The sequence below is a fragment of the Streptomyces durocortorensis genome (genome assembly GCF_031760065.1).
Lineage (GTDB): Bacteria > Actinomycetota > Actinomycetes > Streptomycetales > Streptomycetaceae > Streptomyces.
The window spans coordinates 4,803,907-4,818,316 of sequence record NZ_CP134500.1 but is presented as its reverse complement, the minus strand read 5'-3'; the positions used below and the strand labels follow the sequence as shown (position 1 = coordinate 4,818,316).

Annotated in this window: 12 protein-coding genes; 2 read left to right on the top strand and 10 right to left on the bottom strand. The window is 70.8% G+C overall.

Annotated features, from left to right (window positions below; genetic code table 11):
• The first annotated feature begins 16 nt into the window (after nucleotides 1–16).
• Together RI138_RS21545 and RI138_RS21540 are read left to right on the top strand one after the other, a co-directional pair.
• Entirely contained in the window at nucleotides 17–838 is an 822-nt protein-coding gene (locus RI138_RS21545) for a Rossmann-like domain-containing protein (RefSeq protein WP_311121235.1), read from the top strand.
• On the top strand, nucleotides 835–2,148 hold the full coding sequence (locus RI138_RS21540; RefSeq protein ID WP_311121234.1) for an MFS transporter: 1,314 nt from the start codon (nucleotides 835–837) through the stop codon (nucleotides 2,146–2,148). The genes RI138_RS21545 and RI138_RS21540 overlap by 4 nt, the downstream gene beginning before the upstream one ends.
• A gap of 142 nt (nucleotides 2,149–2,290) precedes the next feature.
• Here RI138_RS21540 and RI138_RS21535 read toward each other — a convergent pair whose 3' ends face one another.
• The 10 genes from RI138_RS21535 to RI138_RS21490 form a co-directional block, all read right to left on the bottom strand.
• Complete coding sequence (locus RI138_RS21535) at nucleotides 2,291–3,580, bottom strand: MFS transporter (protein WP_311121233.1); 1,290 nt, start codon at nucleotides 3,578–3,580, stop codon at nucleotides 2,291–2,293.
• Nucleotides 3,577–4,869, bottom strand: a complete 1,293-nt coding sequence (locus RI138_RS21530; RefSeq protein WP_311121232.1) for an ATP-grasp domain-containing protein — start codon at nucleotides 4,867–4,869, stop codon at nucleotides 3,577–3,579. Before RI138_RS21530 ends, RI138_RS21535 begins: the two co-directional genes overlap by 4 nt.
• A 10-nt stretch (nucleotides 4,870–4,879) precedes the next feature.
• Entirely contained in the window at nucleotides 4,880–5,842 is a 963-nt protein-coding gene (locus tag RI138_RS21525; protein WP_311121231.1) for a fatty acid desaturase family protein, read from the bottom strand.
• Nucleotides 5,843–5,926: 84 nt separating this feature from the next.
• On the bottom strand, nucleotides 5,927–7,342 hold the full coding sequence (gene argH / locus RI138_RS21520) for an argininosuccinate lyase (RefSeq protein ID WP_311121230.1): 1,416 nt from the start codon (nucleotides 7,340–7,342) through the stop codon (nucleotides 5,927–5,929).
• A gap of 57 nt (nucleotides 7,343–7,399) precedes the next feature.
• Nucleotides 7,400–8,587: an ATP-grasp domain-containing protein gene (locus tag RI138_RS21515; RefSeq protein WP_311121229.1), complete on the bottom strand. Its 1,188-nt coding sequence runs from the start codon at nucleotides 8,585–8,587 to the stop codon at nucleotides 7,400–7,402.
• An 83-nt stretch (nucleotides 8,588–8,670) separates the two neighbouring features.
• Complete coding sequence (locus RI138_RS21510) at nucleotides 8,671–9,855, bottom strand: ATP-grasp domain-containing protein (RefSeq protein ID WP_311121228.1); 1,185 nt, start codon at nucleotides 9,853–9,855, stop codon at nucleotides 8,671–8,673.
• A 32-nt stretch (nucleotides 9,856–9,887) separates the two neighbouring features.
• Nucleotides 9,888–10,670, bottom strand: coding sequence for a phytanoyl-CoA dioxygenase family protein (locus tag RI138_RS21505; protein ID WP_311121227.1), 783 nt, complete (start codon nucleotides 10,668–10,670; stop codon nucleotides 9,888–9,890).
• Nucleotides 10,667–12,091, bottom strand: a complete 1,425-nt coding sequence (argH, locus tag RI138_RS21500; RefSeq protein WP_311121226.1) for an argininosuccinate lyase — start codon at nucleotides 12,089–12,091, stop codon at nucleotides 10,667–10,669. The genes RI138_RS21505 and argH (RI138_RS21500) overlap by 4 nt, the downstream gene beginning before the upstream one ends.
• On the bottom strand, nucleotides 12,088–13,107 hold the full coding sequence (locus RI138_RS21495; RefSeq protein ID WP_311121225.1) for an ornithine carbamoyltransferase: 1,020 nt from the start codon (nucleotides 13,105–13,107) through the stop codon (nucleotides 12,088–12,090). The genes argH (RI138_RS21500) and RI138_RS21495 overlap by 4 nt, the downstream gene beginning before the upstream one ends.
• Nucleotides 13,104–14,327 carry an argininosuccinate synthase gene (locus RI138_RS21490; RefSeq protein WP_311121224.1) on the bottom strand — a complete coding sequence of 408 codons (1,224 nt, stop codon included), beginning with the start codon at nucleotides 14,325–14,327 and terminating at the stop codon, nucleotides 13,104–13,106. Before RI138_RS21490 ends, RI138_RS21495 begins: the two co-directional genes overlap by 4 nt.
• Between the last annotated feature and the right edge of the window lie 83 nt (nucleotides 14,328–14,410).

Genomic DNA, 14,410 nt, shown 5'->3' with positions numbered 1-14,410 from the left:
GACGAAAGGACTCGACATGTCTCCCTCGCAGCCGCACTCCGTGGCAGACCTCCGGCAAGCGGTTCTCGAAGGCGCCTACGGGCCGCTGCCCCAGGAGCTCGCCGTCACCAGCGCTTTCTGGCTCCACCACACCACCCGGCTCGCCGGCAGCCAGGTCACCTACCGCAACCACTACCTGCTACTGAGGTCCGGGGACGCCTTCGGGGCCTCTTCCTTCGAGGCCGGAGCCCTCGCCCCCGAGTTCTGCGCGGACGCCTCGGGCCACACCCTCGACACCCTCATCCGGCATGATTCGGCGCCCGTGCGCGTCGCCGCCCTCGACGCCTACCTCGGTCGCGTTCAGCCGCATCGCAGCGCGCCCGCCGCCGAACCCGTCGTCCTGCCGACCGGCACACCCGAGACGCGGGCCGAGGCCAGGGACGCGGCCGTCGCGGGACTGCTGGACATCGCCACCGGTGCCAAGGTCGCGCTCATCGGCGTCGTCAACCCGCTCGTCGCCGCGATACGCGAGCAGGGCGGCACCCCGCTGCCCTGCGACTTCAACCTGCGCGCCACCAACTGGGGCGACCCCGTCACCGACGACATGAACCAGGTCCTCGCCGAGGCGGACGCCGTGGTCGCCACCGGCATGACCCTCAGCAACGGCAGCTTCGACGTCATCCTGGAGCACTGCCGCAAGCAGGAGATTCCGCTGGTGGTGTACGCGCAGACCGGCAGCGCCGTCGCGCGTGCCTTCCTCGGCGCGGGCGTCACCGCGCTCTCCGCCGAGCCCTTCCCGTTCTCACAGTTCAGCGCCGACGAGACGGCGCTGTACCGGTACCGGGCGGCGGGCACATGAGCAGCGAGACCAAGGACCCGGGCCCGGTGGACACGGACAAGGCGGCCGACGGGACCGCGGCGGAGCCGGCCGCGAGCGTGGCGGCCGTACCGGGCGACTGGAAGATGACCCGCCTGCTGTGGCCGCTCATGCTCGCCTCAGCCATCGGGCTGGTGCCCTTCACGATCTACAGCACGTTCCTCGTCCCCATCGCCGACACGGCGGACAGCGGTGTCGCCGCGCTCGGCCAGCTGCGCGGTCTGGGCGGCCTGGCCGCGCTCGCGGTGGGAACCGCCCTCGCCCCCCTGATCGACCGCGTACGCAAGGAATGGGCGGCCGCGGGCGGGCTGGCCGTGCTCGCCCTCTCGGCGGCCCTCGGCGCGACCGGCGATTTCCTGTTGCTGGCGGCGTTCTGCCTGCTCGTCGGCGCAGGTACGGCGGTACTGAACCCGGCGCTCACCGCGGCGGCGGCCGACCGATTCGACAGCGACGCGGCCTCCGGCCGGGCGGCGACCCTCATCACCGCCACCCAGTCCCTCACAGCGCTGCTCGCCGCGCCCCTGGTCGCCCTGCCCGCCGTGCTCTGGGGCTGGCAGGGCGACCTGTGGGCGATCGCCGCCGTCGCGGCCGTACTCGCCGCGTACTTCTTCCTCCGGGGCCGCCGCCCTCACCCGGCGGGGCAGGACAGCGCGGCCAGGGCGAACAAGGCGGACCGGCCGGGCTACCTGGCGTCGTTCAGACTGCTGGGCGCGCTTCCGGGCGTGGTGCCGCTCCTGTTCGTCGCCATGCTGCGGACGGCGGCGTTCATGGGGTACCTCGCCTATCTGGCGGCCTTCTACGACGAGCGCTTCGCGCTGTCCCCCGGGCCGTTCGCCATCGTCTGGACGTTGAGCGGTACCGCGTTCTTCCTCGGGAACCTCGTCGCCGGGCGTCTGCTGAGCGCCGACCGGCCGAAGGTCCCCACCGAGCGGCTGATGGCCCTGGCCCTGCTGGTGGCACTGGCAGCACTCGTGGGCGTGTTCTTCACCCACTCCCTGTTCCTCGCCCTCCCGCTGACCGCCCTCGTCGGCGCCGGTCACGCCACGGTCGCCGCCTGCGTCACCACGCTCCTCGTACGCCGCTGCGGCTCGCTGCGCGGCACCGCGCTGAGCATCAACTCCGCCGGCATGAGCCTCGGCGTGTTCGTCGGAGCCGGTCTCGGCGGTGTGGGACTGGCACTCGGCGGCTATCCGGGAACGGCCGCCGCACTGGGTGCCCTGACGCTGGCGGCGCTCGTCTTCGCCCGTGTCGCCGCCCGGCATGGGGACATGAGCGAGGGCCGGGCCGCCTAGCCGGAGTGGAGGCGTGCCCACGGGCTGCGGGCGTACGGCCCGTAGGCACGCGGAGGCACATGGCCCCCCTTGCGGAAACGCGGGCTTGACCAGCAGAGGTCCGTTCCGGCACCGAAGCCGTCGAGCGCCCGGAGGCCGTGCGTCAGGCCCCCGTGACCGCCGCCGGGGACACCGGCTCGGCCGCCGGGGGCTTCAGACGGCGGACGACCAGGCCCGGGAGCAGGGATGCGACGGCGAACAGGGCTGCCAGGCCCAGCCATCCCGGGGGGCCCTGGACGAGGACCACGGCGGTGATCAGGAGGGGGCCCGCCATGTCCTGGACCGCGAAGCCCAGGCTGAAGACCGAGAGGTAGACGTTCCTGCGGTCCTCGGGGGCGTAGGTGTAGGAGAGTTCCCAGGCTCCGGCCGCCTGCCACAGCTCCCCCGCGGTCAGTAGTACGCAGGCGGCCAGCGCTGCCGCGATCGCCAGGGAAGCCTTCGTGTCCACGGGGACGGCCAGTACGGCGGCGCAGCCTGCCAGGGCCAGTCCGGCGCGGCGCAGGGCCCGGACACCGGTTCGGGGGTCGGTGACCCCCTTGGCGAAGGGCACCTGGAGCACCACGGCCAGCACGGTGTTGACGAGGACCAGGATCGGGACGAGTGCGTCGGGGGCGCTGTCGTGGCTGGTCACCCACAGGGGCAGGCCCACGGCCAGCAGGGTCATGTGCAGGGTGAGGACGGAGTTGAGTCCGGCCAGCGTCAGGTAGCGGCCGTCCCTGACGGCTCTGAAGGCGGCGAACGGGTTGCGGAACGCGGGGGCCTTGACCGGGCCCGGGGCGCGCAGCCGCAGCATCAGCAGGGCGGAAACGGCGAAGGCGGCCGCGTTGCCGATGAGGACGCCGCGGTTGATCCAGATGTCGTCGATCAGCAGCATCGGGGTGGCGGCGAGCGCGCCGAGGGAGAAGCCGATGTTCCGCACGGTGCGGACGACGGCCATCAACCGGACCCGGTCGCCGTCCCCGGCGATGCCCCCGACGAGCGCCTGGGTGAGGGGGCCGGTCGCATTCTGGGCGACTGCCTGGCAGGACGCGGCGACGGTGAAGGCCACAGGGCCCTGGACGAACGCGAGCGCCGTGAAGCACAGGGCGCGCCACAGCATGGCGCCGATGAGGACGTTGCGGGCACCGGCCCGGTCGGCGAGGCCGCCGAGCGGGATGGTGGCGACCAGCCCGACGAACGCCGCTATGCCGAGGCCCGCGCCCAGTTGGACGTGGGTGAGTCCGGCCGCCGTGGTGAAGAAGACCGTGGCACCCGCCAGGAAGAGGCCGGTGCCGAAGGAGCTGGTCAGGGTGGCGAGCGCGAAGAGGCGGCCGGCGGGGCTGCCGGGCAGGTACTCGCTCAGGGGCGGGAGGCCGAGGCGTTTGGGCGCCGGGCCGGTGCGGGGCCCGGTCATGGGGCGCCCACGGTGACGGTGATGTGCGAGGCGGCCGTGCGGGCCGTCGCGGCGGCCTCCTTCGGACCGGCCCCGGTGGCTATGACGTAGCCGGCGCGCTGCCAGGAGCTGGTGGTCACCACGACCTGCTGGCCGGGCGCGGCGGACACCGCCACCTCCTCGACGCCGTCCAGCGCCTCGGCCTTGTCCGCGCCGGTGACGGCGAGGACGACCGCGTCGGGTGTCTGTGCGGCCGGGGCGGGCAGGAAGGTGATGGCGGCGGCGCGCCGGGCGGGGCGCGCCGGTACGGGGCCCTCGCCCGCCAGCAGTCCGAGGAGGTCCGCGAGGATGCCGTCGCCGCCGTACGCGAGGTCGATGAGGGAGTGGATACGGTCCCCGGGAAGACGGCCCGCGCACTCGATCAGGTGGGGCCGCCCGCCGGTCAGCACCCACTCGGCGTGCAGGACGCCGGTGCCGAAGCCGATGGCGCCGACCAGACCGGCCATGGCGGCGCGCAGCGCGTCCTCGTCGGCCGCGCCCGGGGGCGCGGGCACGGTGTGGCCGAGTTCGACCGGGTGGCGGCCGGGCAGGACGTCCTTGGCGGTGACGTTGAGGAAGCCGACGGTGCCGTCGTGGACGAGCGCCTCCACGCTGAACTCCGGCCCGTGCAGGCGTTCCTCGACCAGGTAGCGGGCGCTGTCCGGGTAGTTCACGCGCAGCCGGGGCTCGTCCGCGCCGACGGTGTGCCGCCAGGCGGACTCGGCGTCGTCGTCGGGGCCGAGCAGCACCACACCGAGGCTGGCCTGGCGGTTGGCCGGTTTCAGGACGCACTCCCCGCCGTGCCGGGCGCGCAGCTCCTCGACGTCGGCGGGGCCGGTGGCCTCGGCGAACGCGGGCTGTGCGAGGGCGTGGGCGGCGGCGGCCCGCCGCAGCTCCTCCTTGTCACGCAGGGTCCTGGCCGCGCGGACACCGCCGCCGGGCAGGCCCCAGGCGTCCGCGAGTACGGCGGCGGCGACGACCCCGTACTCGACGCCGGGGAACACGGCTCGGACCCGCGGCGGGCGGGCCACGGTGTGCGCGAGGTCTCCGGCGCCCCCCTCGTCCTGGGTGGCGGCGGCGCGCACCTCGGCGACGCAGCGGTACCGGGAGGCCGCCTCACGGATGTTCCGCGCCTCGATGATGTGCGGCTCCTCCAGGATGAGCAGGCTGGCCTCGGGGAGCAGCCGGTCGAGTTCGGCCATGAGGAAGGCGCCGTAGCCGACCAGGACATGCGTGACGCCCTCGGCGGGGGCGCGGGTGTCGGTCGTCATCTGACCTCTCCTATCGGTTCGGGCCCTGTGCGGGGGCCGGCCGGGGCGCCCGGGCCGTGCCCCTGTTCTTCCATGCCTCCCGCATCACGATGGCGAAGAACTCGGCATACGTGCGCTGCACGTGCAGTCCGAACTCCTGGACGTCGCCGTGCCGTTCACGCAGTCGGTTGATCGGGACGTTCATCGCGGCGTGGTGCTCGATGTGCAGGTTGTTGCCGTTGGTGAACCAGGTGGTGAGCCGGCTTCCCGTTATGGAACGCGTATTGCGCAGCACATCGGCGCTGGCGGTGTCGCACAGGACGTGCTCGGGCAGTTCGACCAGAAAGTGCATCGGCATGGCCACGATGAAGGGCAGCAGCCACAGTCGCAGGACGAGCGGGCCTTCGCCCAGGAGGCAGGCGGCGGCGAGCAGTGCGAAGAAGGCGGCGAACCAGCGGTATTCGCTGATGATCGCCTTCCGGCTCCTGGGCGCGATCTGCCCCATGTCGTACTGCCAGGTGCCGGGGACGCAGCGGGCGGTGTCGCGTACGACGGCCAGGACGCGCGACCCGTCGAACAGCCCCTTGGCCAGGGCTCCGAGCGTCAGCGGCCTACGGGTGTCGAAGCCGAAGAACTCCGTGTCCTGGGGCGTGCCCAGGTAGCGGTGGTGCTGGAGGTGACGTACCCGGTAGTGGCTGTACGAGACCAGCATCGGCGTGCCGAGGGGCACGCCGATTATTCGGTGCCAGCGCGAGCTGCGGAAAGCGGAATGGTGCAGACATTGGTGCTGCAATTCCACCGCGTGGGTGTAGGCGGCGGCAAGGATCACAATACCGGCGGCGACCGCCGCATAGGAGGCCTGAATAGCGAGAAACACCCCGGCCCCGACCATGACGGCAAGCGCGCACAGTTTGCCGATGAAGACCGCTTCGTCTCTGCCGCGAACAGCTGCACGCTGGAACAGAAATTGCGGAGAAAGCGCGTTTTTGGACATCAGAAACATACCCCCCGTTATTCAGTGATTCTGCTGGCGATTTCAGACGCGATGGCGCCCTGTGCGGGCGCCATCGCGTCGGGGTCAGTCGGTGGTGGGCGCCTGCTGGAGGCGTGCCCGCCACTCCTCGACCTGCTCCGCCACGCGCTCCGGCGAGGTTCCGCCGAGGCTGCGGCGCGAGGTCACCGAGTCCTCCACACCGAGCACCGCGAAGACGTCCTCGGTGATGCGGGCGTCGACCTGCCGCATGTCCTCCAGCGACAACTCATCGAGGCTGCACCCGTGTTCGTCCGCCAGGCGCACGAGCCGGCCGGTGATGTGGTGGGCCTCCCGGAACGGCATGCCCAGCTCACGCGTCAGCCAGTCGGCCAGGTCGGTCGCCGTCGCGTGGGCGGCGCCCGCCGCGGCGCGCATCTCGGTGGCGCGCGCCTTCATGTCGCCGACCATGCCGATCATGGCCTTCAGGCAGAGCTCGAAGGTGTCCGCGCCGTCGAAGGTCCGCTCCTTGTCCTCCTGCATGTCCTTGGAGAACGTCAGCGGCAGGGCCTTCATGACCGTCAGCAGCCCGAACAGCGAGCCGTGCACCCGGCCGACCTTCCCGCGGACCAGTTCGGCGGCGTCGGGGTTGCGCTTCTGCGGCATGATCGAGGAACCGGTCGTCCAGGCGTCCGAGAGCTCGATGAAGCTGAACTGCGGCGACATCCACAGCACGATCTCGTCGGCCAGGCGGGACAGGTGCGTCATGCACAGGGAGGCCGCGGAGAGGTACTCAAGGGCGAAGTCGCGGTCCGAGACGGCGTCCAGGGAGTTGCGCATCGGCCGTGCGTAGCCGAGGAGTTCGGCCGTACGGTCACGGTCGATCGCGAACGACGTCCCGGCGAGCGCGGCGGCCCCGAGGGGGGACTCGTTCATGCGCGCGCGGGCGTCGAGCAGCCTGCCGTGGTCGCGCCCGAACATCTCGACGTACGCCATCAGGTGGTGGCCGAAGGACACCGGCTGCGCGCTCTGGAGGTGCGTGTAACCCGGCATGATCGTCGCCGTGTTCTGCGCGGCCTGCTCGACCAGGACCTCGATGAGCTGGTGGACCAGGGCGAGCGCGCGGTCGTTCGCGTCCCGCACCCAGAGGCGGAAGCTGGTGGCGACCTGGTCGTTCCTGCTGCGGGCGGTGTGCAGCCGCCCGGCCGCGGGGCCGATCAGATCGCGCAGCCGGGACTCGATGTTCATGTGGATGTCTTCGAGTTCCACCGAGAAGGTGAAGGTCCCGGAGGTGATCTCGCCCCGGATCACCTCCAGGCCGTCCTTGATCGCCGTCGCGTCCGCCTGGGAGATGATGTCCTGCTCGCAGAGCATCGTGACATGGGCGACCGAGCCGTCGATGTCCTGCATGGCCATACGCCGGTCGAATCCGATGGAGGCGTTGATCTGTTCCATCACTTCGGACATGCCCTCACCGAAGCGCCCCCGGATCAGCCCACTGCCCTTGCTCGCGTCGTTGTGCACTTTCTGCGCCGCCTTTCGAAGAAGAGAGAAAACCGTGCCGGAAAAACCTGCGGCACACTACCTGACGTCAATACGCACCCCGGCGACGACCTCTCCGCATATATCGATCGCCTGTGCGGCGGTCGAAGCTGTGGCCAGGACGTAGCCGACCCGTGTGTGGGAGTTCCGAATCGGGGAAATCGTGTCCCCGGTCTTCAGCGGAAGGTGGAACTTGACCACACCGGGCAGCCCCGGCCACCGCTGCGCCCCGCTGACACCGACGACCGTGCCCGGCGGCGGCGCGAAGAAGCGGATCGCGGCGGCGCCCGCGACCGTGGGCGCGGGCGGCGGGGGCGTGGTCCGGTCCAGGGACCACTGGACCAGGAGGTCGATCAGGTCGTGTCCGGTCGCCTGGCGCACGAGGGTCGGAATCTGGTCCCCGCCGACCCGGGTGTGCGTCTCGATGACTTCCGGGCCGCCGGGCGTCAGTCGCACCTCGGTGTGGGTGCAGCCGTCGGTGATTCCCATGACGTCGAGGAACGCGGAGACGTAACCGCCGATGGCCGTCGCGACCTCCGGGGGGAGTGGCGCCGGTACGACGTGGCCGACCTCGACGAAGGGGTTCTCCGGGTCCGAGTCCTGGGTGAACTTGCCGGTGATCGCCAGCACATGGTGGTCACCGGCGCAGCTGACCGCCTCGACCGAGAACTCCGGACCGTCGAGGAACGGCTCCGCGATGTACGTGTCTGTGGTCGCGGGCGGCATCACCACCTCGTCGGCCCGGCGCAGGCACACCACGTGCTCGCTGCCCAGGCCGTGCCGGGGCTTCACGATCACCGGGTAGCCGTGCTCGGCCGCGAACGCCCGGATGCCGTCGGCGTCGCGCACGACCGAGGACGGCACGGTGGAGAAGCCCTCCTCCCGCAGCCGGGCGCGCATGGCCAACTTGTCCCGGGTGCGCCCGACCACCTCCGCGGAGAGGCCGGGGACACCGAGTTCCTCCGCGATCCGGGCCGCGGGCAGCAGGCCGTGCTCCGTGAGGGAGAGCACCGCGGTGAACGGCGTCCCGCGGTGGATCTCCCGCAGCAGCGGGATCAGCGAGGGGTCGTCGTACTCGGTCAGTACGGTGCGCCGCGCGACCCGCACCAGGTCGGCGTCGTACCCCGCCGGTGTGTCGACCAGCGTGATCTCCGCACCGAGCTGGCGGATCCGGTCGCACAGACCGGGACCGCCGCCGACAACGACGACCTGCTTCGGATTCTCCATGGTCAAGCCCTCTCAGCGCCTCGCAGCGTGCCCGGCCCGCGTGCCCTTGCCCGCGTGCCCCTGTCCGTGTGTCCCGCCGGAACTCACGTGGCCCGGATGTAGCCGTCCAGGTCGGCCTGCGAACGGCTGCGCAGCATCGAGTAGCCGGTACGGCTGTTCACCGAGAAGGGCTCCGCACCCGGCACGACGCCTTCCGGTTCGTCGTGGGACCGCAGCACGTCGACGCTCGCCGGACGCGGCACCTCGGAGCGCTCGTCGTAGTGGAAGCGGATCGCGTGCCAGGTGTCGCCCTGTTCCCGCGCGGCGGGCTTCCAGGGGAGGCCGACCCGCGCGTGCAGGTAGGCGTCCTCCAGGGACAGCCCCTGCTGGAGCTCGACGAGCTCCGGTACGTGGTCGCCCGCCGGCCGTGCGGCGGCCTCGATGACGCTGATCCGCTCGGGAGTCATCTTGAACTCCACGTGCATCACGCCCTGTTCCATGGCCCAGCTGGACGCGATGCGCTCGGTCACGGTGAGCAGTTCCCGCAGTCGGGCCTCCGGCAGGTCCACGCCGGAGATGTGGCCGATCTCGTAGCAGGCGGGCAGCGGCGACACGAACTTCCGGGTCACCGAGTGGGCGAGGACCCTGCCGTCCTGCACGACGCATTCGAGGCTGAACTCGGGCCCGCCCACGTACTCCTCGACCAGGGCGTCGGTGCTGAACTCGTAGTTGGTCAGCCGCGAGGTCCGGAAGGCCGACATCCTCGTCAGCGCTGCCTCCACCTCCTCCCTGGAGTCGCACTTGCGCACGAAGAGGCTCATCGCCATGTCGACCGGCTTGACGATCACGGGGAAGGCGACGCCCGTCCAGTCGAACGACCTGCTCTCCTCGACGGAGGACAGTTCGGCGATCGTCCGGGGCTGGGGGATGCCGTACTCCTGGAACATCCGCCGCATGAGGGCCTTGTTCCGGGAGGCCCGGATCCGGGCGACGTCGTTGTGGTGCAGGCCCAGTTCCCGGGCCAGCACATCGGCCGCGATCACCGCGAACTCGTTGCCCGCGACGACCGCGTCGAACCGCCGTGCCCCGATCTGCGACAGCAGTTCCCCGGGCGAGTCGGACAGGGCGGGCACCCTGATCCACTCGTGCAGCGTCGTGACCCGGTCGCCGACGGTCGAGTTCTCGATCGTCACGATGGTCAGCCGCCAGCCCTCGCGCTCACAGATCGCGGCGATCCGGCCCAGCGACCACTGCGCGACCGGGTGCAGCAACAGAACATGCTTGTTCACGTACGTCCCTCACACTTGTTCACGTACGTCCCTCACAGGCTTTCGTTGCGGGCGAAGTACCGCTCGAACCCGACCATTTCCTTGCAGCGCCGGATGATTTCCTGCTGGTAGTACTTCTGGTAGAGCTTGGTGTCGTCGGTGACGCAGTACGAGGGCAGCAGCACGGTCCTCGGGTGTTCGCTGTCGTTCGGTCCGCTGAAGTGCGGGGTCAGCGAGTGGAACACCAGGACGTCACCGGCGGCCAGGGCGGGGACGTGGATACGGGAGGGGTCCAGCCGGTCCGGATCGCAGTCGCCCTCGGGGTTCCCCGGCGGGCCGGGCACCAGCTCCTGGTGGCTGCCCCGGTAGAACGCGATGCCGCCGGAGCGCTCGTCGCTCGGGTAGAGGTTGATGACCACCGTGCACAGTAGGTCCGGGGCGGTGTCGAGCCACTTCCAGTAGAGGAAGTCCTGGTGCGTGGCGTAGCCCTTGACGCCCGGTTCCTTGCGGATCAGCTTGCACTTGAGGATCTCGGCGGAGCCGCCGAGTACCGCCTCCAGCGCGCCCATCAGCTTGGTGCCGGTGGCTGCCCCGTTCAGCGTCGGCGAGATGTCGAGGACCGGGTCGAGGCGGTCGAAGGCGTACCCACCGTCCGGTCCACGCCGGAACTCGGTACGCAGATTGAGATCGTCGTCCAGCCCCTCCACGTTCCACAGGCGCTCGCACTCCGCGCGGAACGCGTCGACCTCCTCGCTCCCGAACAGGCCGGGCAGCACGGTGTAGCCGTCCTGCCAGTACTGCTTCGTCTTCTCCGCCAGATCGACAGCGGCAATCATCGCGTCTCCCCCGCTTCGTTCGCCGTGATTCCCCGGTACGCCGGACGAGCCCTGAACTCCGCCAGCCGCCCGCGCAGTTCGGCCGCGGCCTCGCGCACCCGGCCCGGTGCCGTCCCTCCCTGGCTGTCGCGGGAGGCGACCGACTCCTCGACGCCGATGTCCGGCCACTCGGCGAAGGCGAGGCGCGGGTCGATGCCGCGCCGTGCCTCCAGCGGCAGTTCGGCCAGCGAGCAGCCCCGCTCCCCGCAGCGGCGGACCAGCTTCGCCACCAGGTGGTGGGCCTCCCGGAAGGGGATCTGCCGCTCGCGCGTCAGCCAGTCCGCCAGGTCGCCGGAGGTGACGAAGCCGATGTCGGCCGCACGGCGCATCGCGTCCACGTCCGGACGCATCAGGGTGGCCAGCGAGACCGCGGCGTCCAGGGACAGCGCCAGGGTGTCCGCCGTGTCGAACAGGGGCTCCTTGTCCTCCTGGAGATCCCTGAAGTAGCTCAGCGGAAGCCCCTTGACCACGGTTTGCAGCGCGTGCAGATTGCCCAGGACCCTGCCGCTCTTGGCGCGCATCAGCTCGGCCGCGTCCGGGTTGCGCTTGTGGGGCAGGGCCGAGGAGGAGCTGACCAGCTCGTCGGGGAGCGAGATCAGCCCGACGGGCTGCGACGACCAGTAGACGATCTCCGCACCGAAGCGCGAGAGGTTCAGGGCGACCGACGCACCGGCACTCAGGAAGTCGAGGGCGAAGCCGCGGTCCCCCACGCTCTCCAGGGAGTTCGCCGTCGGCCTGCCGAAGCCGAGGGTCCGCGCCACGCTGTCCCGGTCGACGGGGAACCCGGTGCCGGCCAGGGCACCGGACCCCATCGGGCTCTCGTCCTGGAGGGCGTGCACCAGGCTCAGCCGCTCCGCGTCGCGCAGGAACGTCTCCGCGTAGGCGAGACAGACATGGCCGAAACTGATCGGCTGCGCGACCTGGAGGTGCGAGAACCCCGGCATGACGGTCGCGGCGTGCCGCTCGCCCTGGACGAGCAGCGCCTCGGTCAGGTCCAGCACCCGGGCGCGCAGGGCGGTCACCTGGTCGCGGAGCCACAGCCGGAGCGCGGTCACGGCGAGATCGTTACGGGCCCGCGCGGTGCCCAGCCATCCGGCGTCGGCCCCGATGCGCTGCTCCAGATACTCCTCGACGGCCGTGTGCACGTCCTCGGCGTCCGGGTCGAGCGGGTCGGCTCCCGACCGGATCAGCCCGGCGAGCTCGTCAAGGCCGCGGTGCAGCCCGGCCGCGGCGTCCGGCGGCACGATCCGCTGCTTCAGCAGCATCGTGACGTGCGCGTGGGAAGCCGCGACGTCGTAGAGGGCGAGCCTGCGGTCGAAGTGCGCGGTCGTGCCGATCGCCGCCATGCGGGCGGCGGCCGCGGACCGTTCGTCGAGGGTCACGAGGGGGCTCCTCCGGTCGGGCGCTCCGCCGCCTCGGCCAGCCGCCCGGCGAAGGCCCCGGGCGTGCCCGGTGCGGCGGCCGCCGCGAGGTCCGCCCAGTCCGGGCGGAGGCAGAACAGCAGCAGCGCCCTGGCGATGTGCAGACGTGCGACGGCCTCCGGGTAGATCATCGACTGCGGGCCGTCGATGACCTCGGGCACGACCTCGTCGCCCCGGTACGCGGGCAGGTTGTGGAGGAAGATCGCGTCCGGGCGGGCGTGGGCCATGAGTTCGGGCGTGACGCGGTAGGGCGCCAGCTGCGCGCGGCGCGCCTCGGCCTCGTCGGCCTTGTTCATCGGAATCCACGCGTCGGCAACCACGACCTGCGCGTCCTTGACGGCGAGCTGCGGGTCGGTGGTGGCCGTGAAGCCGAGCAGGTGCTCGGTCCGGTCGGCGGGCAGCGCCATGGCGGCGGGCGTCGCGCAGGTGAACCGGGCGCCGACCTTGGCGGCTGTCTGAGCCAGCGACAGGGCGATGTTCGTACCGTCCCCGACGAAGGCGATGCGGATGCCCTCCACCGTGCCGAACTGCCGCTTGACGGTGAGGAAGTCGCAGAGGGCCTGCGTCGGATGGTGCTCGTCGCACATGCCGTTGATGAAGGGGGCGGGCGACAGCGCGCAGATCGCTTCCTGGGCGGCGAAGTCGTAGATCCGGCTCAGGAGTACGTCGTTGAACCGGCCCGCCACGTTCACGAAGTCGGGCAGGTGCTCGGTCTTCGCGGCATGGCGTCCGACACGGGCCTCGGCGCCGTTGTAGTGGATGGCCTGGCCGCCGAGATCACCGATGGCGCGTTCGAACGCGGTCCGCGTCCGCAGCGACGTCTCGTCGAAGATCATGCCCAGGCACTTCCCGCGCAGCAGGGCGGGGAGATGGCCGAAACGCTGCTTGTGCTCCTCCAGCGCGTCGGCAACGGCGATCACGTCGAGGACATCGGAGGCGGTGAGGTCGTCGATCGTCAGAAGCTGTTTGCGGGTCACGCGACGCCTCCCTGGACCAGGGTCCCCAGCTGGCGCAGCCGCAGCGCGTTGAGGCGGATGAAGCCGGTGGCGTCGTCCTGCCGGTAGGGGCCGCCCTCCTCGAAGGTGACCAGGTCCTGACTGTAGAGGGAGTTGGGGCTCCTGCGGCCTTCGACGATCACGTTGCCCTTGTAGAGCTTGAGGCGCACGGTTCCGGTGACGCGCTCCTGGCTCTTGTCGATGAGCGCCTGGAGCATCTCGCGCTCCGGGGAGAACCAGTAGCCGTTGTAGATGAGTTCGGCGTAGCGCGGCATCAGCTCGTCCTTGAGGTGAGCCTCTCCCCGGTCGAGCGTGATCGACTCGATCGCGCGGTGCGCGTGCAGCCAGACGGTTCCGCCGGGGGTCTCGAACAGGCCGCGGCACTTCATGCCGACGTACCGGGTGTCGACGATGTCGATCCGGCCGATCCCGTTCTCCGCTCCGAGTTCGTTCAGCCGGGTGAGCAGGGACACCGGGTCCAGTCGCTCGCCGTCGATCGCGACGGGGTCGCCCTTCACGAAGTCCACCTCGATCGTGGTGGGCCGGTCGGGGGCCTCTTCGGGGGACTTGGTGCGTACCCAGGCGTCGTCCTCGGGCGTGAGCCAGGGGTCTTCGAGCGTCTTGCCCTCGCAGGAGATGTGCAGGAGGTTGGCGTCCGCCGAGTAGGGCGCCTCGCCGCGCTTGTCCTTGGCCACGGGGATGTCGTGCCGGTCGGCGAACGCGATCAGTTGGGCACGGCCGCCCATGTCCCATTCACGCCAGGGTGCGATCACCTGGATGTCGGGCGCGAGGGCGTAGTAGGCGAGCTCGAAGCGCAGCTGGTCGTTGCCCTTGCCGGTCGCGCCGTGGGCGACCGCGTCGGCGCCCACCTCGCGCGCGATCTCTATCTGGCGCTTCGCGACCAGCGGCCGGGCGATCGGCGTGCCCATGAGGTAGTTCCACTCGTACGCGGCGTTTCCGCGGTACATCGGAAAGGCGTAATCGCGGACCAGCTCGTCGCGGAGGTCGTCGATGTAGATGTTCTCGGGCTTGACGCCGAGAGCCAGGGCCCTTTCCCTGGCGATTTCCAGCTCCTCGCCCTGGCCGAGGTCAGCGGTGAACGTGACGATTTCGGCCCCGTACTCGATCTGCAGCCACTTCAGAATGACCGAGGTGTCGAGTCCCCCCGAGAACGCCAGGACAATTTTGCGTGGCTTGCTCATACCTACGGATCTCTCTCAGCTGTATGGAGTGGCGGGCATCGGAGTCATGGCGGTGCACCAGGCATTTCCGGCACACCGATGAG

Excerpts from the sequence above, each read along its gene's own strand:
- RI138_RS21545 (WP_311121235.1), top strand. The coding sequence starts at position 17 with ATGTCTCCCTCGCAGCCGCACTCCGTGGCAGACCTCCGGCAAGCGGTT.
- RI138_RS21540 (WP_311121234.1), top strand. The coding sequence starts at position 835 with ATGAGCAGCGAGACCAAGGACCCGGGCCCGGTGGACACGGACAAGGCG.
- RI138_RS21535 (WP_311121233.1), bottom strand. The coding sequence starts at position 3,580 with ATGACCGGGCCCCGCACCGGCCCGGCGCCCAAACGCCTCGGCCTCCCG.
- RI138_RS21530 (WP_311121232.1), bottom strand. The coding sequence starts at position 4,869 with ATGACGACCGACACCCGCGCCCCCGCCGAGGGCGTCACGCATGTCCTG.
- RI138_RS21525 (WP_311121231.1), bottom strand. The coding sequence starts at position 5,842 with ATGTCCAAAAACGCGCTTTCTCCGCAATTTCTGTTCCAGCGTGCAGCT.
- RI138_RS21515 (WP_311121229.1), bottom strand. The coding sequence starts at position 8,587 with ATGGAGAATCCGAAGCAGGTCGTCGTTGTCGGCGGCGGTCCCGGTCTG.
- RI138_RS21505 (WP_311121227.1), bottom strand. The coding sequence starts at position 10,670 with ATGATTGCCGCTGTCGATCTGGCGGAGAAGACGAAGCAGTACTGGCAG.
- RI138_RS21490 (WP_311121224.1), bottom strand. The coding sequence starts at position 14,327 with ATGAGCAAGCCACGCAAAATTGTCCTGGCGTTCTCGGGGGGACTCGAC.